Origin of the sequence: Paenibacillus sp. FSL P2-0089 (assembly GCF_038595095.1) — a bacterium.
In the GTDB taxonomy this organism is placed as follows: Bacteria; Bacillota; Bacilli; order Paenibacillales; family Paenibacillaceae; genus Paenibacillus_AQ; species Paenibacillus_AQ silagei.
Map to the genome: position 1 here is coordinate 3,967,337 of NZ_CP152006.1, position 21,854 is coordinate 3,989,190.

At 53.0% G+C, this 21,854-nt stretch carries 18 protein-coding genes; 4 read left to right on the top strand and 14 right to left on the bottom strand.

The features are described from left to right. Positions 1 to 56: 56 nt before the first annotated feature. Complete coding sequence (locus tag NST69_RS16395; protein ID WP_342546231.1) at positions 57 to 1,763, bottom strand: proline--tRNA ligase; 1,707 nt, start codon at positions 1,761 to 1,763, stop codon at positions 57 to 59. A 522-nt stretch (positions 1,764 to 2,285) separates the two neighbouring features. Between NST69_RS16395 and NST69_RS16400 the strand changes: the two genes are divergently transcribed. After that, positions 2,286 to 4,286 carry a methyl-accepting chemotaxis protein gene (locus NST69_RS16400; RefSeq protein WP_342546232.1) on the top strand — a complete coding sequence of 667 codons (2,001 nt, stop codon included), beginning with the start codon at positions 2,286 to 2,288 and terminating at the stop codon, positions 4,284 to 4,286. A gap of 104 nt (positions 4,287 to 4,390) precedes the next feature. Here the strand turns inward: NST69_RS16400 and NST69_RS16405 are convergent, their stop codons facing one another. The 7 genes from NST69_RS16405 to pdhA all read right to left on the bottom strand — a co-directional run bounded on the left by NST69_RS16405 (position 4,391) and on the right by pdhA (position 12,799). Then, a complete protein-coding gene (locus tag NST69_RS16405) occupies positions 4,391 to 5,878 on the bottom strand; it encodes a glutamate synthase subunit beta (protein ID WP_036726458.1) in 1,488 nt (495 codons plus the stop codon). A 156-nt stretch (positions 5,879 to 6,034) separates the two neighbouring features. After that, positions 6,035 to 6,526 (bottom strand): dihydrofolate reductase, encoded by a 492-nt coding sequence (locus NST69_RS16410; RefSeq protein ID WP_342546233.1) that lies wholly within the window; start codon positions 6,524 to 6,526, stop codon positions 6,035 to 6,037. Then, positions 6,523 to 7,317 (bottom strand): thymidylate synthase, encoded by a 795-nt coding sequence (thyA, locus tag NST69_RS16415; RefSeq protein ID WP_209873674.1) that lies wholly within the window; start codon positions 7,315 to 7,317, stop codon positions 6,523 to 6,525. The genes NST69_RS16410 and thyA overlap by 4 nt, the downstream gene beginning before the upstream one ends. 243 nt (positions 7,318 to 7,560) lie before the next feature. Then, a complete protein-coding gene (lpdA, locus tag NST69_RS16420) occupies positions 7,561 to 8,973 on the bottom strand; it encodes a dihydrolipoyl dehydrogenase (RefSeq protein WP_076079331.1) in 1,413 nt (470 codons plus the stop codon). Positions 8,974 to 8,976: 3 nt separating this feature from the next. After that, on the bottom strand, positions 8,977 to 10,632 hold the full coding sequence (locus NST69_RS16425; RefSeq protein ID WP_342546236.1) for a 2-oxo acid dehydrogenase subunit E2: 1,656 nt from the start codon (positions 10,630 to 10,632) through the stop codon (positions 8,977 to 8,979). A 106-nt stretch (positions 10,633 to 10,738) separates the two neighbouring features. Beyond that, positions 10,739 to 11,716, bottom strand: a complete 978-nt coding sequence (locus NST69_RS16430) for an alpha-ketoacid dehydrogenase subunit beta (protein WP_036726449.1) — start codon at positions 11,714 to 11,716, stop codon at positions 10,739 to 10,741. 15 nt (positions 11,717 to 11,731) lie between these two features. Beyond that, on the bottom strand, positions 11,732 to 12,799 hold the full coding sequence (pdhA, locus tag NST69_RS16435; protein ID WP_036726447.1) for a pyruvate dehydrogenase (acetyl-transferring) E1 component subunit alpha: 1,068 nt from the start codon (positions 12,797 to 12,799) through the stop codon (positions 11,732 to 11,734). A gap of 265 nt (positions 12,800 to 13,064) precedes the next feature. On the opposite strand from pdhA, the gene NST69_RS16440 reads away from it, so the two are divergent. Continuing rightward, positions 13,065 to 13,796 (top strand): alpha/beta hydrolase-fold protein, encoded by a 732-nt coding sequence (locus NST69_RS16440; protein WP_342546238.1) that lies wholly within the window; start codon positions 13,065 to 13,067, stop codon positions 13,794 to 13,796. Positions 13,797 to 14,009: 213 nt separating this feature from the next. Here the strand turns inward: NST69_RS16440 and NST69_RS16445 are convergent, their stop codons facing one another. Continuing rightward, positions 14,010 to 14,471 carry a low molecular weight protein-tyrosine-phosphatase gene (locus NST69_RS16445; protein WP_036726628.1) on the bottom strand — a complete coding sequence of 154 codons (462 nt, stop codon included), beginning with the start codon at positions 14,469 to 14,471 and terminating at the stop codon, positions 14,010 to 14,012. Positions 14,472 to 14,637: 166 nt separating this feature from the next. On the opposite strand from NST69_RS16445, the gene NST69_RS16450 reads away from it, so the two are divergent. Together NST69_RS16450 and NST69_RS16455 are read left to right on the top strand one after the other, a co-directional pair. Then, a complete protein-coding gene (locus NST69_RS16450; RefSeq protein WP_036726443.1) occupies positions 14,638 to 15,279 on the top strand; it encodes a thiamine diphosphokinase in 642 nt (213 codons plus the stop codon). A 281-nt stretch (positions 15,280 to 15,560) separates the two neighbouring features. Continuing rightward, positions 15,561 to 16,115 (top strand): C40 family peptidase, encoded by a 555-nt coding sequence (locus NST69_RS16455; protein ID WP_209873661.1) that lies wholly within the window; start codon positions 15,561 to 15,563, stop codon positions 16,113 to 16,115. 74 nt (positions 16,116 to 16,189) lie between these two features. Here the strand turns inward: NST69_RS16455 and NST69_RS16460 are convergent, their stop codons facing one another. The 5 genes from NST69_RS16460 to NST69_RS16480 all read right to left on the bottom strand — a co-directional run bounded on the left by NST69_RS16460 (position 16,190) and on the right by NST69_RS16480 (position 21,751). Continuing rightward, positions 16,190 to 16,948: a winged helix-turn-helix domain-containing protein gene (locus NST69_RS16460; protein ID WP_339309998.1), complete on the bottom strand. Its 759-nt coding sequence runs from the start codon at positions 16,946 to 16,948 to the stop codon at positions 16,190 to 16,192. Positions 16,949 to 17,060: 112 nt separating this feature from the next. Continuing rightward, positions 17,061 to 17,363, bottom strand: coding sequence for a Dabb family protein (locus NST69_RS16465; protein ID WP_036726439.1), 303 nt, complete (start codon positions 17,361 to 17,363; stop codon positions 17,061 to 17,063). 15 nt (positions 17,364 to 17,378) lie between these two features. Continuing rightward, entirely contained in the window at positions 17,379 to 18,446 is a 1,068-nt protein-coding gene (locus tag NST69_RS16470; protein ID WP_342546239.1) for a ThiF family adenylyltransferase, read from the bottom strand. Positions 18,447 to 18,525: 79 nt separating this feature from the next. Continuing rightward, positions 18,526 to 20,085, bottom strand: a complete 1,560-nt coding sequence (locus tag NST69_RS16475; protein ID WP_036726437.1) for an ABC-F family ATP-binding cassette domain-containing protein — start codon at positions 20,083 to 20,085, stop codon at positions 18,526 to 18,528. Between the two features lie 145 nt (positions 20,086 to 20,230). Then, positions 20,231 to 21,751, bottom strand: coding sequence for a serine/threonine-protein kinase (locus NST69_RS16480; RefSeq protein ID WP_342546242.1), 1,521 nt, complete (start codon positions 21,749 to 21,751; stop codon positions 20,231 to 20,233). Positions 21,752 to 21,854 lie beyond the last annotated feature (103 nt).

The window sequence follows — 21,854 nt, forward strand, 5'->3', positions numbered from 1 at the left end:
CAAAAGTTGTCCAGTAGTCTATTATACCATTCCTGGCCCCCAAAATCCGCTGTTCATTATTGAGGCCTGCTTACGCGCAGCACGGCCTCGCCCATATCAACTACTTCCTTGTTACCCGTTCTCCGGTCCATGTATTCAATCCTTTGCTCTGCGGCCAGCTTGCCGACCACCAGCGCAACCGGTATACCGATCAGTCCGGCATCCTTGAATTTGACCCCGGCCCGCTCATCGCGGTCGTCCAGCAGGGTATCGATGCCCAAGGCGGTCAGCCGTGCATACAGAGCTTCGGCCAGCTCACGCTGCGCTGTATCTTTGACCGACATCAGCAGAATATGAACCGCATACGGAGCTAGGTCCTGCGGCCAGATCAGCCCCTGGTCATCGTTGTTCTGCTCAGCCACTGCGGCCAGCAAGCGGGAGATTCCGATGCCGTAGCAGCCCATTACCATAGGCCGGGTGCGGCCGTCTGCATCCAAATAATCTGCCCCCAGCTTTTCACTGTAGACCGTGCCCAGCTTGAAGACATGCCCTACCTCGATGCCCTGCTGGAAATCCAGCTCCCCTTCGCCGCACTGCGGACAGCTGTCGCCAGCAACTGCATTGCGGAAGTCACCTACCTGCGTCAGCGGAAAGTCCCGGCCGGGCACCACTCCACGCAGATGGTAATCCTCTTCCCCCGCGCCTGTGACTGCTTCTGTCATGGCTGCAACAGCAGCATCCACCAGGATAGGCACGGACAAGCCGGCAGGGCCGACATAACCGCTTCCGGTTCCGGCAGCCTCCTGCACATGCATGGCATCAGCCAGCGTAATGTCCCCGCAGCCGAGGTACTTTTGCACCTTCAGCTCATTCACCTCATGATCTCCACGGACCAGCACAGCAACTGTCTTGCCTCCGCCAGTGTAGATTAAGGTCTTGATGATCTCCTGCGGTCTGAGCAGACTCTCCTGCTCCAGCTGCTGAATAGTCTTCTGGGCAGGCGTATGCAATCGCTCAGGGGCAGGGCGTCCGGCAAAATCTTGTCTATCCGGTTCGGCTCCGCTCCGCACTTCCGCCTGCTCCAGATTCGCAGCATATCCGCACAGGGAGCACACAGCTATCGTATCCTCACCTATCTCTGACAGGGCCATAAATTCATGATTCTGGCCTTTGCCGCCAATCGCTCCGGCATTCGCCTGCACAGCCCGGTACTTCAGGCCGCAGCGGTCAAAGATCCGCTCATAAGTGCTGTACATCACCTGATAGGCCAGATCCAGGCCCTCCCAATCCGTATCAAACGAATAGGCATCCTTCATCAGGAATTCCCTGCCCCGCAGAAGCCCTGAGCGCGGACGACGTTCATCCCGGAACTTCGTCTGAATCTGATAGACAGTCACCGGCAGCCGCCGGTAAGAGCTGATCTCTGCGCGCATTAGCGCTGTAACCACTTCCTCATGGGTCGGACCCAGCACGAACTCACGGTCGTGACGGTCCCGGAGCTTCATCAGCTCTTTGCCGTACACCTCATAACGTTCCGATTCTCTCCAGAGCTCTGCCGGCTGCATCGAAGGCATGAGAACCTCCTGCGCTCCGGCGGACTCCATCTCCTGGCGCACGATCTGCTCCATCCTGCGCAGCACCCGCCGTCCGAGCGGCAAATAGGTGTATACCCCGGCGGCCACCTGCCGGATATATCCGGCACGCAGCAGCAGCTGGTGGCTCCTTGTCTCTGCTTCGGCAGGAGCTTCGCGCAGAGTGGTAACTAATAGATTGGTTTGACGCATACAGATCAGCCTCTTTCGTCGATAAGTGTGAACGGGTCCAGAACATTTCGCTGCCATAATGAGAACGCAAAAAAGACGCATCCGTCAGGGACGAATGCGCCGTGTTACCACCCTGTTTCAACCACAAAACTATCTAAGTTTGCGGTCCTCTAAACCGGATAACGGCCGGTTCCGGCAGACTTATGCCCATCTTCAGCATAAGCTGCAGCTTCCAAGGCAGGATTGGTGTCTTACGCACTCGGGGGATCTTTCAGCCGGTGAATCCCCTCTCTGTTCCGGCGTTTACGGATACCAAGTCCTTGGTCAACGCTGTTACGTTATAAATGTTGGTTCTTAATCTATACGATATTCGAGGCCGCGTCAAGCGGGCGATGAATAGATTGTGAATGCAATTAAATATTTTACACCAAATCCTTAAGATCTGAAAAGAATGTGTCGATAAACCGAATATGAGTTGAGGTATTTAGAGAGAAACGGCTAGCTACCAGCCGATTTCCATGTACCAGAGGGGGAACCGTTCCAATGTTCAAGTCAGTCAACCGCTTCACCGGCAAGCTCAGATCGCGATCACTGCAAAGACAAATGATGATGCTGTTTACCATTATGCTGGTGATCCCGATCCTCTTGGTCAGTTATTTCTCCTATTCCAGTGCGAAACGGGAATTGGAGCTTAAAATGCAGAAAGCCACGCATTCCAGTGTAGATCTGGTCGCCGGGACCATCCAAGAATATGTATCCGCTGCTATGCGGAATGTAGATTTGCTCAGCCGCCAGATTGAGTCTTCCGGGCTCGATGTGAAGGCTCCTGCAACACGCACACTCATCGATCAGTTCATGAAGGCACATCCTGAGCTTGAGATTCTTACGGCGGGCAACGAACAAGGTGCCTGGATGAAGGCTCCGGACCCCGGCAAACAGGATTATGATCCGCGTACACGGGACTGGTATAAGGCGTCCATGCAGAATGCCGGTACCACTACAATCATTGATCCTTTTGTCTCCGCAACAACCGGCAATTATACGCTGTTCATCTCCCATTCGCTGGAGGATGGCAAAGGAGCCGTGACCACAAGCCTCAATCTCAAGGCAATGAGTGAAAGAATCCATACTACCCATCCGGGTGAAACCGGCTACTTCTACATTGTGGACCGTAATGATAAATTCGTCTCTTATCCCGGCAAAGCAGCTGGTGAGGATGTAGCAGATTATATAGTGAAAATGCTGGCAAACGACAGCGGGGACCTGCACTATACCAATCCGGACACGGAGATGGACATGCAGGGTTATTATACAACCGATCCGAACACCGGCTTCAAAATTGTCGGCATCCTGCCTACCCAAGAATTCTCGGATGCCTCACAGCCCATTATCTATACCGGACTTATGGTTCTGGCCGTTGCCCTGATTGTCGCCTTAACCCTGATGTACTTGATTGTCCGCTCCATCACGAAGCCGATCCGCAGCCTGAACCGTTCTGCACAGCGGGTAAGCGAAGGCTATCTGAATGAGCAGATTCAGATGAACCGGGTGGATGAGATCGGTCAGCTGGCACAGAATTACAACCTGATGGTAGGCTCTCTGCGCGGCATCGTATCGGATATTTCGGACACCTCGGGACAACTCGCAGCCTCCAGCCAGCAATTGAATGCAACCACCGAAGAAAACTCCAGAGCCACCGCTTACGTGGCTGAACTGGTGCAGGACTCCTCCGAGGGTGCGCAGACACAGACCTCGGCCATGGCAGAGACCTCGCGCGCGATGGAGGAAATGTCTTCCGGTATTCAAAGGATCGCCGAAGCCGCCGCCTCCATCGTCGATTCTTCCGCAAGCACTGAAGCAGATGTGCGCAGCGGCAGCCGGAAGATGGAACAGGTCAGCCAGCAAATGGATGCCATCCGGACCTCTACCCACCACTCTTCGCAGCTGATCGGGCAATTAAACGGCTTGAACGATGAGGTGTCCGCGATGAGCAGTGCAATTTCGGCGATCGCCGTACAGACGAATCTCCTGTCGCTGAACGCCGGCATTGAAGCGGCCCGGGCCGGAGAGCAGGGCCGGGGCTTCGCCGTCGTGGCTGCTGAGGTGCGGAAGCTGGCCGATCAATCGAAGAATACCGCCGGAGATATTCAAGATACCCTCCAGCAGATGACCCGGTTGATCGACCAGACCTATGAAGCGATCCGGCATACCGTTGCAGCTGATGTTGAGCTGGGTATTCAGGTTACCGCCGAAGCCAAGGAATCCTTCAACAGCATTGAACAGTCTACGGCCAAAATTAACAGCCAGCTGCATGACATCTCGGCTATTACCGAGCAGATGTCAGCGGGAGCGCAGGAGGTCGCCGCTTCCGTTCACGAGATCTCCGGCATCTCCCGTTCTACTTCTGACGCCTTCCAGAGTGTAACGGCAGCTACAGAGGAACAGCTCGCTTCCATGGAAGAGATCTCCGCCTCCTCTACGGAGCTGTCCAGGATGGCGGGCGATCTGCAGCTTAAGATTGAACGGTTCAAGCTGGAAGACTAGCCCCCGTAATCATGTGAGCGGTGAAGGCTATTCAATAATATAGCAGCAAAATAAAAAGCCGTCTCTCAGCAATGCTGAAGGACGGCTTTTTGGTGCATACAGGGTTAAGCAAGTACAGTCGAACCCATCAGGTATTTATCCACTTCACGCGCTGCTTCACGTCCCTCGTTGATAGCCCAGACGACCAGACTCTGCCCGCGGCGCATATCTCCGGCTGCGAATACTTTATCCACGTTCGTGTTGAATTTGCCATAACGGGCCTTCACATTGGTACGGCGGTCCGTATCCAGCTTAAGCTGCTCAATGATATCCTGCTCCGGTCCGTCGAAGCCAATCGCGATCAGCGCCAGCTGGGCCGGATAGACAGCCTCGGTTCCCGGAACCGGCTGGTAGATCTTCCGTCCTGTCTCGTCCACCATCCGGCGGATCTGCACCGTGTGCAGCTCCTTGAGGTTGCCTTCTTCATCGCCGACGAACTTTGTCGTCATGATAGAGAATTCACGCGGGTCTTCACCGAAGACCGCTTTGGCTTCCTGCTGGGCATAATCCAGGGTGTAGACATTCGGGAACTGCGGCCAAGGGTTGGCAATCGGATCACGCGTAAGCGGCGCTTTGTCATGTGTGCCGAACTGGGTGATGCTATTGCAGCCATGCCGCAAGGAAGTCGCTACACAGTCAGAGCCTGTGTCGCCTCCGCCCAGCACGATTACGTCCTTGCCTGCGGCGGATACATAGTTGCCATCCTCCAGATTGGAATTCAGATAGCTCTTGATCGTGCCGTTCAGGTAATCCATGGCATACATAACCCCTTTGAGGTCATGGCCCTCCACGTTGAAGCGTCTTGCCTTGGTAGCCCCGCCGCAGAGAACAACGGCATCATATTCATCCACCAGCTGCTGCGCCGGAATGTCTTTACCAATCTCCGTGTTAACCACGAACTCGATACCTTCTGCAGCCAGCAGATCGACACGGCGCTGTACGACACGTTTGTCCAGCTTCATCGTCGGGATGCCGTACATCAGAAGTCCGCCGATACGGTCACTGCGCTCAAAGACCGTTACCGTGTGACCCGCCTTGTTCAGCTGGGCTGCTGCGGCCAGTCCTGCCGGACCGGAGCCGACAATGGCGATCCGTTTGCCTGTACGCTTCTCCGGCGGACTCGGGACTACCCAGCCCTCTTCAAAGCCCTTGTCCACAATGGCCAGCTCGATCGTCTTAATCGTAACAGGCTGTCCAATCAGACCGACGGTACAGGAGCCCTCGCAGGGTGCAGGACAGATGCTGCCGGTGAATTCAGGGAAGTTATTGGTCTTGTGCAGGCGCTCCAGTGCTTCCTTCCACAAGCCACGGTAGACCAGGTTATTCCACTCCGGAATCAGGTTATGCACGGGACAGCCTGAAGTACCGCCGCTCATATCCATGCCGGTGTGGCAATACGGTGTGCCGCAATCCATACAACGGGCACCCTGGGTCCGAAGCTCGTCCTCGGTCAGATGCTCGTGGAATTCTTCCCAATCCTTCACGCGCTGCTCGGGATCGCGGTCCCCTGGGAGCTGGCGCTTATACTCCATAAATCCAGTAGGTGTAGACATATATACGTTTCCCCCATCCGTTCTCTTCGTGTTGATGTATAGTACACCATTTCTAATTTTAATTATATTAGCATTCAATACTTTCGCACTGTAATGGACTAATCTGCTGATTATTTGTACTATTTCACATCTTGTGTCAGAGAAAACGCTTCATTATCACTCCTTGCGGTCGTACACCATAAAACGATAATCATACGGATTCTGCTCATTCTTGAGTCCTGGTGTATTGGAAACTTCCTTCCACTGGCTCCAGTCTACCTCAGGGAATGTCGTATCGCCTTCAATCTCCGCCTCTATCCGTGTAACACGCAGCTTGTCGGCATACGGCAGCATCAGGCTATAGATCTCGGCTCCGCCGATCACCATCAGCTCATCGTCTTGGCGCCCCTCAGCCAGCGCCTCAGCCAGCGTATGGATGACCTCAGCCCCTTCGGGTGCGAAGCTCTTATCGCGGGTCAGAATCAGGCTGGTACGGCCCTTCAGCGGCTTGCTGCCCAGCGACTCCCAGGTTTTCCGGCCCATCAGCATCCGTTTGCCGAGTGTCTCCGCTTTGAAATAAGCGAAATCCAGCGGCAAATGCCAGGGCATGTCATTATTTTTGCCAATTACGCCATTTGAGGCCATCGCCCATATCATGGTAATGCTCATATAGCAACCGGTGCCTTGATTCCCGGATGATAGACATAGTCGGTAAATTCAAAATCCTCAAAGGTATAATCAAAAATACTGTCCGGTACTCTGCGGATGTTAAGCTTCGGCAGCGCATAAGGCTCCCGTGCAAGCTGTGTGGCCACTTGTTCCATATGATTTGTATATATATGCACATCTCCGCCGGACCAGATGAATTCTCCGACCTCAAGCCCCGTCTGCTGCGCCACCATATGGGTAAGCAGCGCGTAGCTGGCAATGTTGAACGGAAGACCAAGGAACGTATCCACCGAACGCATCGTAAGCATGCAGGAGAGCTTGCCGCCCGCTACATAGAACTGAAACACGAAATGGCAGGGCGGAAGCTTCATCTGCTCAATCTCGCCTACATTCCACGCACTAACGATATGTCGCCGTGAATCGGGATTATGCTTAATTGACTCAATCACATTCGCAATCTGATCGATATGCTGCCCGTCCTTGCTCTCCCACGCCCGCCACTGCGAACCGTATACCGGTCCCAGCTCCCCGTTCTCATCGGCCCATTCATCCCAGATCGAGACGCCATTCTCCTTCAGATACGTTGTATTGGTATCCCCTTTGAGGAACCATAGAAGCTCATGTACCACCGATTTCAGATGAATGCGCTTGGTGGTCATCAGCGGGAAGCCCTTCGACAGATCGAAGCGGAGCTGACGCCCGAAGACGGACACTGTACCTGTACCTGTCCGGTCGCTCTTAGCTGTACCGTTGTCGAGAATATCCTGCAATAAATCCAAGTAATTACGCAAGCCGTATCACACCCCACTCTCTTTTTTCTTCTATTAGTTTACCATGAGCTGACGGTCGTTGTAACTTCCCTAACGATAAAAATACGCAAAAAAACATACATTTCTCTGCCCGAATTGGGCTGACTGCCAGCTATTTCCGAACGTTCATGACAGTGACCTCAGTCAAAAGAGGATGTTCCCTGACCATCTGCATGGCTTCGGGAACATCCTCTTGTGTTCTTACCGCATAAGCTTAAGCGGTTATTATTTCATTACGTGGATCGGGTGGCCTTCTACCAGCTCAGCCGCTTCCATAACGATCTCGCCAAGGGTTGGATGCGCATGGATGGTCAGTGCGATATCTTCAAGCGTTGCGCCCATTTCAATCGCCAGACCCAGCTCAGCGATCAGGTTGGAAGCTTCAATACCGACGATTTGTGCGCCGAGCACCTGATTGTTGTCGCTCTTCGCTACAATCTTGATGAAGCCTTCAGGAGCATTCAGGGACACGGCACGGCCGTTGCCTGCGAACGGGAACTTGCCGGCCTTAACCGCATAGCCCTTATCCTTAGCTTCCTTCTCTGTCAGACCTACGCTGGAGCATTCAGGATCTGTGAAGACTACAGCCGGCATTACCTTGTAATCTACAACCGATTTGTGTCCGGCAATGGCTTCCGCAGCAATCTTACCTTCGTAAGAAGCTTTGTGCGCCAGGGCAAGACCCGGAACGATATCGCCGATTGCGAAAATGTTAGGAATATTAGTCCGTCCCTGATGGTCTACCTTCACCAGACCGCGGTCATCCAGCTCAACGCCGATCAGATCCAGGCCCAGCTCGCCGTCAGTATTCGGACGGCGTCCTACGGTTACCAGCAGGTATTCAGCAGTCACTTCTTTGGACTCTCCGCCTACGGAGTACTTTACAGTAACTTCCTTGTCGTTCTGAACCGCAGATTCGGCTTTGGCGTTAGTTACAATTTCAATGCCAGTCTTAGCCATATTCTTGGCAACCAGACGGGTCATGTCTTTATCGAAGCCAGGCAGAACGGTATCCAGCCCTTCAATGATGGTAACCTTGGTGCCGAATTTGGAATACATCTGACCCAGCTCCGCACCAATGTAGCCGCCGCCGATAACGATCATGCTCTTAGGAATTTCAGGCAGATCCAGCGCTTCCGTGGAGGACAGGATACGTCCGCCGAACGGGAATGGCTTCAGTTCAATCGGACGGGAGCCCGTTGCAATAATGCAGTTATTAAACTTGTAACGCGGGGATTCATGATCATTGAACAGACGGGCTTCGTTTGTGCTGATGAACATAGCTTCTCCGCTGAATACTTCGATCTTGTTGCCCTTCATCAGGCTGGTAACGCCGGAAGTCATTTTCTTGACTACGCCGTTCTTGAAGGCCTGAGTCTTAGACCAGTCCACCTTAACGTTCTCGGCAGTAACACCGAATACTTCACCGTGCTGGGCAGCCTCGAATTGATGAGCGGCCGAGATCAGGGCCTTGGAAGGAATACAGCCGCGGTTCAAGCACACGCCGCCGAGTTCCGATTTATCTACAATGATGACCTTTTGGCCGAGCTGGGCGGCACGAATTGCCGCCACATATCCGCCGGGACCTGCACCAATAACCAATGTGTCAATTTCGATTGAAGCGTCTCCGACTACCATTAATTACACCTCCATAACTAACATATCAGGATTTGCAAGCAGGGTCTTAATGTAATTCATGAAATTCTGTGCTGTTGCGCCGTCAATAATCCGGTGGTCAAAGCTCAGGGACAGTGCCATTACAGGTGCTGCAACGATTTCGCCGTTCTTCACAACAGGCTTCTCAGTGATACGTCCGGTTCCGAGAATAGCAACTTCAGGGAAGTTGATGATCGGAGTGAAGAACATACCGCCGGCAGAGCCGATATTGCTGATCGAGATCGTGCTGCCCTTCATTTCATGCGGAGCCAGCTTGCCGTCGCGTCCGCGCACAGCCAGATCTGAAATCGCGCTTGCGATCATCCAGATGCTCTTGCGGTCAGCGTCCTTGATGACAGGAACGATCAGGCCGTTGTCTGTATCTGTAGCAATACCGATGTTGTAGTATTTCTTGTAGACAATTTCGTTCGTAGCTTCGTCAATCATCGCGTTAAGCGCAGGGAACTGACGGGAAGCGGCCACGAGTGCCTTCACGATGAACGGGAGGTAAGTAACCTTCACGCCCTTCTTCTCGGCTACCGGCTTCATGCGGGCACGGAAAGCAACGAGCTCCGTAACATCCACTTCGTCCATGATCGTAACATGCGGTGCAGTGTAAGCCGATTTAACCATGGCATTGGCAATCGCCTTACGGATACCCTTGAATGGTACGCGTTCTTCTTCCAGACTTGCATTGCCGGAAGCTGCTGCTGCCGGTGCTGCTTCTTTGGCTTTGGCTTGCGGTGCTGCCGCCGCTGGTGCAGATGCTGCTGGAGCCGATGCCGCTGGGGCTGTAGAACCGCCCTTCAGGAAGGCTTCCACATCTTCAAGTGTGATCTTACCGTTCTTGCCGGAGCCATTCACCTTGGAGATATCTACGCTCTTATCACGGGCATACTTGCGCACGCTTGGTGTTGCCAACACTTCACGGTCAGGGGCTGGAGCTGCCGCCGCTGCCGGAGCAGTACTTTGGGAAGGAGCTGCTGCCTGGGCACCGGATGCTTCAGCATGGCCGCCCTCCTCGTGAGGAACATCACCTTCTGCAGCAATGATCGCCACAACTTCACCTACACGGCAGATCTGGCCGTCTTTGGTGAACACTTCGACTACAGTACCGTTGACTGGAGAAGGAACTTCCACCACTGCTTTATCATTCTGAACTTCCATAATGATATCGTCGTCAGTGATTTTGTCTCCAACCTTGATGTGCATCTTGATGATTTCCCCTTCATGCAGGCCTTCGCCTAGTTCAGGGAACTTGTATTCGAAGTTCGTTGCTCCGCCAGTAGCCGGGCTGCTGGTTGCCGGAGAAGAAGTAGTATCCGCTCCGCCCTTGGCTGCATCAGCTTCCTGGGAAGCCTGCTCTGCCGGATGGCCGCCCTCTTGCTCAGGGATGTCGCCTTCTGCTTCAATAATGGCTACAACTTCCCCTACACGGCATACTTGTCCGTCCTTGGTGAAGACTTCAAGCACTGTGCCGTTGACCGGACAAGGAACCTCTACTACCGCCTTGTCGTTCTGAACTTCCATTACGATATCGTCATCGGTTACTTTGTCGCCGGCTTTGATATGCATTTTGATAATTTCGCCTTCATGCAGACCTTCGCCCAGCTCAGGGAACCGGTACTCAAATTTTGCCACCTTGATAACCTCCTATAAATTATGTTGAGTTATTCCAACAGTCCTGTTTGATAGAAGACAGAAACGGCTGCCGCCCTTTATACAAGGACGGCAAGGTCGTTACTTCCTAGAATTCCATGACTTTCTTAACTGCCGTGATGACACGTGCAGGGGTAGGAATCCAAGTATCTTCGATTTGAGCAAACGGGAAAATTGTATCTGGACCTGCCACACGAAGCACAGGGGCTTCCAGGTGCAGCAGAGCTTTTTCGTTAATCTGGGCAATAACCTCAGCGGCTACGCCGGAGCTCTTCTGAGCTTCTTGTACAACAATCGCGCGGTTAGTCTTCTTGATGGAAGCCACAATGGTGTCGATATCAATCGGGCTAACGGTACGAAGGTCGATAATTTCGACTTTGATGCCTTCTTTTTCGAGCTGATCGGCCGCTTTGGTCGCTGTATGTACCATTAGGCCGTAGGTAATGATAGATACATCCGTACCTTCACGTACTACATTCGCTTTGCCGAGTTCAACGGTATACTCGCCTTCAGGCACTTCTGCCCGGAAAGCATGGTACAGGTTCAAGTGCTCCATGAAGAATACAGGGTCATTGTCGCGGATCGAAGCGATCAGCAGTCCCTTCGCATCATAAGGATTAGAAGGAATAACTACCTTGATCCCAGGACTCTGGGCAATCAGCCCTTCCAGGGAGTCGGTGTGCAGCTCGGCTGCCTTAACGCCGCCGCCGAATGGAGTGCGGAAGACTACAGGAGCATTGTACTTGCCCCCGGAACGCCAGCGCAGGCGCGCTGCCTGAATAACGATCTGATCCAGAGCTTCAAAGATGAAGCCTACGAACTGGATCTCAGCGATCGGGCGGAAGCCCTGCACGCCAAGACCAAAAGCCAAACCGCCAATGGCAGACTCTGCCAGCGGTGTATCGAAGACGCGCTCCTCGCCAAATTCCTTCTGCAGCCCTTCCGTTACACGGAATACGCCGCCTACATTACCAACGTCTTCTCCGAAGATAAGAACATTGGGGTCACGAGTCAGTTCAACGCGCATTGCGTCACGAATTGCTTCTTTCATATTCATCTGTGCCATTGCCTGATATCCCCCTTATTCAAAATCGGCTTTTTGTTCTTCAAGATGTTTCGGAGTTACCTCGAACATGCTGTCGATCAAGCCGGGAATGGTCATTTTTTCGGTCTGTTCTGCTTTCTTAATCTGCTCGTTGACAGTAGCTTTCGCTTCTTCTCTTACGCGCAGAGTGTCCTCTTCAGTCCAGAGGCCTTTCTTCTCCAGGTACTTGGCAAGACGGGCAATCGGATCTTTCTCATTCCATTGGCCTTCTTCTTCCTTCGTACGGTACTTACTGGCATCATCGGAGAGGGAATGCGGACGGAAACGGTAGGTTACCGCTTCGATCAGTGTGGCGCCTTCGCCTTTGCGGGCACGTTCAGCAGCCTGCTGTACAGCAGAGATTACTGCAAAGACGTCCATACCGTCGATCTTGATTCCGGGAATCCCTGCGGCAACTGCCTTGTGGGCGATGGATTTCGCTGCTGTCTGCTTCGAGAACGGAGTGGTGATGGCATAGCCGTTGTTCTGAACGAAGAAGATCACCGGCAGCTTGTATACTCCTGCATAGTTAAGGCCTTCGTAGAAGTCGCCTTCAGACGAACCGCCGTCACCGGTATATGTGATTGCAACGTTCTGCTGTTTCTTCAATTTGAAGCCCATAGCAATACCGGTAGCATGAAGAATCTGTGCTCCGATAATGATCTGCGGCATAAGTACATTAACGCCATCAGGAATCTGTCCGCCATGCTGATGTCCGCGGGAATACAGGAACGCCTGATATAATGGAAGGCCATGCCATACGAGCTGTGGAATATCGCGGTAGCCCGGGCAGACGAAATCTTCCTTCTGCAAAGCGTACTCGCTGCCGATCATTGTAGCTTCCTGTCCGGATACCGGTGCATAGAAGCCGAGACGGCCTTGACGGCCCAGGTTGACAGCACGGTCATCCCAAGTACGGGTAAATACCATACGGTACATAATTTCTTTCAATTGATCATCGGTAAGGTTAGGCATCATTTCCTTGTTGATAATTTCTCCATCCGGGGAAAGAACCGTAAGGGCTTCAACGTCCTCTGTATACACTTCATAAGGAACTCTAGTCATTATCTTCACCTCAATAAAAAAATTTGAATATCAGTGGTCTCTGTTATAGAATTATTATACACCTGTTGTATCTGTTTCGTCAAAGAAATACGCATAAAATTTATGTTTCCATAAATTTTGTATGTATAACAGGCGTTTAAATATCCTATAACAGATTGAAGGATATTTATCAAGTAAATGATATATCCCACATTTGCCGCTTGGTTAATTTTAACGCAACACTAAGTCTTAAGCAAAATCCGACATGAAAGGTGACGATTTGACAATGAGCGAACCTGTTTTTCTGAAACGTACAATTGTAAAACAAACACTGTGGAGCGAACACCTGCAGGAAGAGCGCAAGCTGCGTATCTATCTTCCCCCCGGATATAATGAAGTACTCAGCTATCCCGTCGTCTACTGCCAGGACGGTGAAGAATTCTTCAACTTCGGCCGGATTGCCACCTTGGCTGGTCAGCTGATTCTGGAGCAGGATGTGGAACCCTTCATTATAGTGGGCGTCGAAGTGAACGTGGCAGTCCGCACCGCTGAATACGCTCCGTTCGGCAGCCGCTTCAAGCAGTACCTTGCATGCTTCGCCGAAGAGATTATTCCCTTCATTGAACATAATTATCCTGTCCGGCGCACACCGGAGGAGCGGATCGTAGCCGGTGATTCCCTGGGCGGCAGTGTCTCCCTTCACCTTGCGCTGGCGTATCCGGGATTATTCAGCCGTGTGCTCAGCCTCTCCGGCGCCTACTATCCCGAGACCCGCGAGCTGCTATCACAAGAGGAGGATCTCTCCTGGCTTCAGATCAACATGGTTGTAGGGCTTCAAGAGCGCGAATATAAGACCGATACCGGCGTCTATGATTTCGTGGAGATGAACCGGGAGACCAAGGCCATGCTTGAAGCCAAGGGAGCCACGGTGTCCTACCGCGAGAAGGACGGTCAGCATCTTTGGGGTTTTTGGCAAAAAGAGCTCCCGGAATCATTACTCTATTTCTTCAGCTCCTGAAACAGCAAATAGAACCCCAAAAGTGAACATCTTACGAACTTATGTATGCAACACGATTGACTGCGCTTTCATCACGAATCGGACATACGGTGCCGTTCCTTAAATCATAAGGACGGCAACCGGTCCGGCTGTAGCACTATGCCTGCCAAGTGGAAGCGGCTTTGCCGTCCTTTTAAAGGACGGTACCGTTTCAGCGAGAAATAGAAGGATAATTTATTTCTCCTGAATAATCCGTTCCAGCAGCACATCACAACCGGCGTTGATTAAATCATAGACCTGCTCGAAATTACCGGTGAAATACGGGTCAGGCACTTCACGCAGCTCCTCATCCGGCAACAGATCCATGAAGAACAACAGCTTGGACTGCTCACCGCCGGGAATTTTGCGCACATTCTCCCCGTTGGACTTGTCCATGCAGATGATATATTCGAATCTCTCGAAATCCTCACTGGCTACCAGCCTTGCTCTCATATGCTCATAGCTGATGCCATGCAGATCAAGGATACGCCTTGTCCCTTCATGCGGCGCTTTTCCGATATGCCAGTCTCCCGTTCCTGCAGAATCCACTGTAATCTGATCCGTAAGCTGACGCTGTTCAATCTTGCTGCGCAGCACAGCCTCCGCCATCGGCGAACGGCAAATATTCCCCAGACATACAAACAACACGTTAACGATCCCTCTCACCTCCTGCGCTCAAGCATTCCTTATCATCCGTAATGGATGGGTGCGGTCAGACGCACTAACCCTATTTTAGCGTCAGCGCGGCAATTGTACAACTTTTGAAACTGCTATATACTGTTCAGGATGATGAACTTAATTGAACAACAAGGAGGGGGAGCTATTGCCATCCGGGCGTATTGTAATTGTTGCAGGCGGTGAACTGACCGCGGAATGCCTGCGCTTATTAGATGAAGAGGATTATATTATCGGTGCTGACCGGGGAGCGCTGTTCCTGATTGATCATGGCTTCACCCCCCAGCTTGCCGTTGGTGATTTCGATTCTGTCTCTCCTGAGGCACTGGAGCGGATTCAGGCGGGAAGCAAGAAGACTATAAGCTGTGATCCGGTCAACAAAGACCTTACCGACAGTGAAATGGCCCTGGATCTTGCCCTGAACCTCCAGCCGCAGTCTATTCTGATGATCGGGGTAACGGGTACGCGCATGGACCATACGCTGGCCAGCATTCAAATGATGACAAGAGCACTGCAACGGCAGGTAGCCTGCTCTATTATGGATGCGAACAACTACATTACGCTTACCGGCTCTCAGGCGGTTGTAGAGGAACGGGGGTATTCCTATGTCTCCTTGCTGCCTCTGACTCCCGAGGTAACAGGCATCACCCTTCAGGGCTTCCAATATCCTCTGGAGAACGCCACCCTCAAGTTAGGGCAATCCCTGGCCGTGAGCAATGTGCTGCTGGAGCAGAGCGGAACCGTTCATATTGAGAGCGGACTTCTGCTAATTATTCAGAGCAAGGACTGAATACATAGATTTTTGGAGACATCGCTGTAACCTTTGTTTCAAAATCGTAAAGCCGGGAATCCCTTTGTGTATCAAGGGTTTCCCGGCTTTTTTCGGCGAACTCACTACGCAAATATTAATATTTTGTAACTTTTAATGTGATTTTAATAAAACGCTTACATTGCATATCCCGCCTGCATTTAGCCCATCTCTTCCATAATTTAGGCCTGTCATAACCTGCTATACTACGAATCAGACGAACGAAACTACTAGAATTCATTACAACCTTGGAGGTATACAACATGAATAAACAACACTGGTTCAAGCAAGCAATGACAATTGGTCTGTGCACAACAATCGGGTTCAGCGCCTTACTCGCAACCGGAGCAGGAACAGCCCCTGCTGCCGCTTCAGCTGTATCCGCTGATGCTGTATCTGCGGATTCTGTAAGTGCCGATTCTGTATCCGCATCTTCCACTGGCTCCAAAGTGGTCAGCTTCGGTAAAAAGTATCTGGGTACGCGTTACCAGTTCGGTGCCTCCACTTCAACTACACGTTATTTTGACTGCTCCTCCTTTACTCAATATATTTTCAAAAAATATGGTGTAGATCTGCCCCGTACGTCCGTTGCCCAATCTAAAGTGGGTAAATCGGTCAGCAAAGCCAATCTGCGTGTCGGCGATCTGGTGTTCTTCTCCAGCGGAAGCCGGGCCAACGGCAAGAACGTCACCCATGTGGCTGTATATGCCGGCAATGGCAAGATCCTGCACACTTACGGCTCACCCGGCGTGACCATTTCCGATCTGAATTCGGGTAACTGGAAAAAAACCTACCTGAAATCACGCCGCGTACTGTAACAGCCAGAAGATCTATTATAGCTTGTACCAAGAGAGTACATGTCTATTAGCCGGAGAGCTGCTTGCAGCGGCCGTCAGCTTGTGGCCCCGCTCTCCGGTGTCCGCAGTACATATCCGGTTCCACGCACCGTATGAATCAGTTTATTCCGGCGGCCTTTATCCACCTTCAGTCGCAGATGCCGGATGTACACATCCACCACATTGGTATCCGCTTGAAAATGATACCCCCATACCTGCTGCAATATTTCAGCACGGGGACAGACTTCACCCAGATTCTCTGCCAGATAATACAGCAGGTCGAATTCCTTGGGGGTCATCTTCAGCTCGGCTCCATCCCGGATGACCTGCCGGCGTCCGCGATCGAGGAGCAATCCGTCCACCTTAAGCAGCGAGGCCGCATCTCTACGGCGGCCTGTCAGCTTAAGCAGATTCAATATTCTGTGTTTGAACTCACCGGTATGTACAGGCTTCTCCATGTATTCGTTGCCTCCGGCATCGAATACGGAGACAGCCGCTTCCCCTTTCACTCCAGGCGCCCCTCCGGATATGACCATCACCGGCAGAACCATCCCCTCCTTCCGCGCCTCCGAGACAGCTTCCCAGCCCGCCCAGCCTCCGGGTTCCTCCAGCTCCGCGAGCAGAAGCACAGGCTCACCGCCTGAGAGCAATAAGCGAAGACTATCCAGGTCTTCGCTTATTGCTGTTCTTATACCAAGGCTATGGATGGCCTCCTCAAGCCCGATATGGCCGGCAGCCCTATCCTCTCTGTCTGAATCAGCTTCAAGGCTATCCGGGCGCGGACCGGGTATATACCATGCTATCTTTTCATTCACCGGGATAGTCCCCCTGTACCAGTCTTGCACCGGCTGTGCCGCCGCAGATGATACCTAGAATTCCCGCAAAACAAAGAGACCATTCGGGGGAATGGTCTCTTTGCGGCAATAATTATAGTACGAAATCGATCTCCTGGAATGCGGCCACCTGGGTGTCCCAGCGCTCTGCCACAAAAGCCTGATGCGCCGGATGATTATTGTAGGCATCATAAGCCGCCTGATCGGCGAACTCCATCGAGAAGCCGAACTGGTGCTCACATTTGGCGCTGACCTGACGCAGCACCTCGAAATTCTCCACCACCGGAATAGCGCTAAGAATCTCAGCTCCATCCCGCAGAAAAGCTCTGGTCTCCTCCGAATCCGGGGCGGATTTCAGTGTAAATACAGCCATATGACGGATGGTTCCCTTGTTCATTGCGCTTCTCCTCCATTATCCGAAATACCGGTGATAATAGCTGCGGGCGGCAGCGATATCACTGGTTCCATGTATTAAGGCTCTCCCGTCTGCGAACACAACCATCCGGTACGGCTCCTCTGTAAAAGAAACCAGATACGGATTGCTCTCCACCTTGCCGCTATTCAGCCTGGACAAGCGGGCAGCTGTCTCCTCCAGATCTAGACTTCTGCGGTGTGCCGGACGGATCTGCACCGTATCCCTGCCGCACAGCACATCACTGCGCTCTGTGTTAGAGGCTGACAGATACGGATAGTTCCGTGATTCACCGCATGAGGGACAGTCCGACTTCTTCGCCATCTGAACCCCAATCTCCTGCTGCTCATTACGCCAGATATCGAAGGTGAGCAGCTTGCCGCGCAGCTTGTCCTTGAATCCGCCGAGCAGCTTCAGCGCCTCAGCCGTTCCATTCGTGGTAACCATCTGCACCGCTTGCGGAAGAATGCCCGCCGTGTCGCAGGTATCCCCACCGATCGGGATAGTGCCCAGCAGACAATTCAGACAGGGGGTTTCACCCGGCAGAATCGTATACGTAATGCCGTAACTTCCGACACAGGCTCCGTAGATCCAGGGGATGCCGTGCTTTTGCGCCAGGTCGTTAATGATCAGCCGGGTATCGAAGTTATCGGTCCCGTCCATAATCAGATCTACGCCGGGAAGCAGACTCTCCAGCTCCTCTGCACGCACATCGAGCACATGGGCTTCAATCACAATCTCCGAATTGACCGCCATCAGCCGGGTACGGGCTGCAGCCGCCTTGGGCGTCCGCACACGGGCGTCTTCTTCCGTATACAACTGCTGGCGCTGCAGGTTGCTCCATTCCACATAGTCACGGTCAACAAGGATAAGCCGCCCTACCCCGCAGCGGGCCAATGTCTCGGCGATGCCTGTTCCCAGTGCCCCCATGCCAACGACCAGCACACACGAACGTGCCAGCCCCTGTTGTCCTGCTGCGCCGAACGGCGCGAAGCGGACCTGTCTTGAATATCTGCCGTCCCTGCCGGCCAAAGAAGCAGGAAGCGGCGTGTTTTGATTAGGACCCATCTCTGAACAGCCCCCTATGTACGTAGGTTTTTGGTAAAAAACCGGGAAAAGCGCAAACCTCCACTTTTCCCGGACTCCATTAGTATACGGTCTGCGCGGACCACTGCTCCACATTCCAGACCTTCGTCACCCAATCCTCGTAAAATTCCGGTTCATGAGACACCAGCAGAATCGTTCCCTTGTATTCCATAAGCGCCCGCTTAAGCTCAGCCTTGGCTACAATATCAAGGTGATTCGTAGGCTCATCGAACAGAATCCAGTTGCTCTCACGCATCATCAGCTTGCACAGGCGGACCTTAGCCTGCTCGCCGCCGCTCAGCATGTTCATCGGACGGGTGATATGCTCGTTTTTGAGACCGCAGCGGGCCAGATGGCCACGCACTTCATTCTGGGTCAGACCGGAGAATTCATTCCATACGTCTTCAATCGGCGTGATATTCTCCGCCTTCAGCTCCTGCTGGAAATAGGCAGAACTCAGATAATCACCAAGGTAGGTTTTTCCGCTGTACGTAGGGATGACACCCAGGATCGTTTTGAGCAGCGTCGATTTGCCGACCCCGTTGTAGCCGACAATCGCAATCTTTTCACCGCGTTCAATCATCATATTCAGCTTACTTGGCAGTAGCGGACGGTCATACCCGATCTCGAAATCAACGCCCTCGAACACCGTCTTTCCGCTGGCCCGGCTCTCCTTGAACTGGAACGTAGGCTTCATCGCCTCTTCCGGCTTGTCAATCCGCTCCATCCGTCCAAGCTGCTTCTCGCGGCTCTTGGCCCGGCCTGAGGTGGAGGCACGCGCTTTATTGCGCTGAATGAAGTCCTCCTGTTTTTTGATGAAATCCTGCTGCTTTTCGTACGCATCAATATGCTGGGCCTTGTTCATCCCCGCCATCTCCAGGAACTTCTCGTAATTGGCCGTATAGCGGGTCAGCTTCGAGAACTCCAGATGATAGATCACATCGACCACTTTGTTCATGAATTCCGTATCATGGGAGATCAGCATGAACGCATACGGATATTGCTTCAGATAATTCGTCAGCCAGTCAATATGCTCCACATCGAGATAGTTGGTAGGCTCATCGAGCAGCAGTACATTCGGTTTCTCCAGCAGCAGCTTCGCCAGCAGAACCTTGGTCCGCTGTCCCCCGCTCAGGGAAGTGACATCCCGGTCCAGACCGATCGCCGTCAGGCCCAGTCCGTTCGCCATCTCTTCAACCTTCACATCGATGAGGTAAAAGTCGCCGATATCGAGCTGCTCCTGAATGTCGCCCATCTGCTCAAGCAGCAGGTCCAGCTCCTCGGGCGTCGCCTCCCCCATTTTATCGGTAATCGCCAGCATTTCATGCTCCAGCTCCAGCAGCGGCAGGAAGGCATCTTTAAGCACATCGCGCACGGTTTTACCGGCGGTAAGCAGGGTATGCTGATCCAGATATCCGTAACGGACCCGCGGCGTCCATTCCACCTTACCGTTGTCCTTCAATAATTTGCCGGTCAAAATATTCATCAGCGTCGATTTGCCCACGCCGTTCGCACCCACGATTCCCACATGCTCTCCATCCAGCAGACGGAAGGACACATCCTTGAACAACACCCGGTCCCCGAAATTATGGGAAACGTCTTCTACACTAAGTAAACTCATAAATTCTCTGCAAGCTCCATTCTATATTGTAAATACCAAGAGGTTCAATAATTATAGATATCGCTCCATTCTAGCACACCTGCACCCTGCACTGAAATAGAAATAAAGCCCGATTTCTGAAAAACTGTCAAAAAACTCTGAGCGTTCAGCTCTTTTTCTGAAACAATCTAATATTCTTTGCAGGAAAACGTGCACCCTTAAGCGGTCCAATCAACCCCCTAATGGCCTGAACCAGCTTCCCTTTACTCTGAAAAGGGTCCTGCTGAAGCGGCAGGCTGTATACGCTGGCAGGTTCAAGCAGGGAAGCCAGCAGTGATACGGTAGGCTCCCCGGCCAGCGGCAGACATATCCGCCATTCCGGCCGGGGAATCAGACCTCTGCGGCGCAGCCAGTGCAGGGTATCCTCCAGCCGCCAATCCGCACCGGAGGCGATTAACAAGGGGAAGCTGCTGCCGGTGAACACCTCCAGCGCCCCCTCCCCGCCGCCGGTTCCAAGATCCAGGACGATATAAGCATAGGCTTGATCCGGCAGGTGCGGGAGTCCCTCCGAAGGGGGAAGCTTCCAGTAGTCTACCCCCATCCAGGTGAACGGCTGCTCCTGTGTTCCCTGAACACCGCTTATTTCAGGACCTCCCGCCATTTCCTTCATGCGGTTAAATACCTGCGAACAGGGATTACAATCTACCCATGCCGTCCTTCCTTCGGGTGACAGGCAGCGGCTGACAGCAAGCGAGGTATGCGTGGTCCCAATCCCGGGGGACACCCCTAATACGGCCACCACCACAGTAGAGGACTGCGATTGCTTGTCATCAGCAGCCTTGCGTATGTACGTCCGCTCATGTCTGGCTTCCCCCGCACCGCCAATCTCCAGCTGCTGGAGAGCCGCCCTTACCTCCTCAGCACTGCCATAGCGTTCCTCCGGGTGATACCGCAGCAGCCGCCGTATGACCGGAATCATCCGGTCCGGGAGATGGCCCTGCAGCTTCCGCTCCATCCCGGGCTGCCAGGCGCTGAACTCCCTGCGGGAAGCCATATACAGCAGCAGCGCACCAAGCCCGTACAGGTCCGACACCGGGCTGCTCTGCCCGCCGCCGAATTGCTCCGGGGCCGCGAATCCGGCAGTTCCAAGCTTCTCGGTGTCCTCACCGGAGCCGCTCCTCATCCTGCGCGCAATCCCGAAGTCAATGACCTTCAGCTCATGCTCTCCAGTCAGCATGATATTCGAAGGCTTGAGATCCCGGTAGACGATCGGTGGCTCATGGCTGTGCAAATAATGCAGCACCTCCAGCAGCTGCCGCGCATAGCTGAGGATTCGCTCCCCCGTCATTGCAGCGGGCTGCTCTGCCATATATTGATTCAGGGTGATGCCCTCAATATAATCCATCACCAGGTAGGTGTAGCCGTCAGCGTCTGGCGGAAAGAAATCCGCAATCTGCGGGAGCAGCGGATGACGTAGCGAGATTAACAGCTCCGCTTCCGCCTGAATGGCGCCCGCACCATAACTCCCCTCCCGGATGACGCTCTCTTTAATGGCCCGCAGCATACCCGGCAGCCGTACATCCTCCGCGAGATATACCCGGCTCATTCCGCCTGTTCCTATCAGCCCGGTTACATAATAACGCTCTCCCAGAATCTGTCCGGGACTTAGCTTTCCTGTGAATTCCATCTCTTCCCCGCCTGTTCATATAGAATGTTGTATAACGCAAAAAAAAGCCCCCACTGCCCGCACCGGAACCGGCAAGAAGCCGGAGGTGCAGACTGCGGGATGC

Coding starts and splice junctions, on each gene's coding strand:
- NST69_RS16395 (WP_342546231.1), bottom strand. CDS start 1,763: ATGCGTCAAACCAATCTATTAGTTACCACTCTGCGCGAAGCTCCTGCC.
- NST69_RS16400 (WP_342546232.1), top strand. CDS start 2,286: ATGTTCAAGTCAGTCAACCGCTTCACCGGCAAGCTCAGATCGCGATCA.
- NST69_RS16405 (WP_036726458.1), bottom strand. CDS start 5,878: ATGTCTACACCTACTGGATTTATGGAGTATAAGCGCCAGCTCCCAGGG.
- NST69_RS16410 (WP_342546233.1), bottom strand. CDS start 6,526: ATGAGCATTACCATGATATGGGCGATGGCCTCAAATGGCGTAATTGGC.
- lpdA (WP_076079331.1), bottom strand. CDS start 8,973: ATGGTAGTCGGAGACGCTTCAATCGAAATTGACACATTGGTTATTGGT.
- NST69_RS16430 (WP_036726449.1), bottom strand. CDS start 11,716: ATGGCACAGATGAATATGAAAGAAGCAATTCGTGACGCAATGCGCGTT.
- pdhA (WP_036726447.1), bottom strand. CDS start 12,799: ATGACTAGAGTTCCTTATGAAGTGTATACAGAGGACGTTGAAGCCCTT.
- NST69_RS16440 (WP_342546238.1), top strand. CDS start 13,065: ATGAGCGAACCTGTTTTTCTGAAACGTACAATTGTAAAACAAACACTG.
- NST69_RS16455 (WP_209873661.1), top strand. CDS start 15,561: ATGAATAAACAACACTGGTTCAAGCAAGCAATGACAATTGGTCTGTGC.
- NST69_RS16465 (WP_036726439.1), bottom strand. CDS start 17,363: ATGAACAAGGGAACCATCCGTCATATGGCTGTATTTACACTGAAATCC.
- NST69_RS16470 (WP_342546239.1), bottom strand. CDS start 18,446: ATGGGTCCTAATCAAAACACGCCGCTTCCTGCTTCTTTGGCCGGCAGG.
- NST69_RS16475 (WP_036726437.1), bottom strand. CDS start 20,085: ATGAGTTTACTTAGTGTAGAAGACGTTTCCCATAATTTCGGGGACCGG.
- NST69_RS16480 (WP_342546242.1), bottom strand. CDS start 21,751: ATGGAATTCACAGGAAAGCTAAGTCCCGGACAGATTCTGGGAGAGCGT.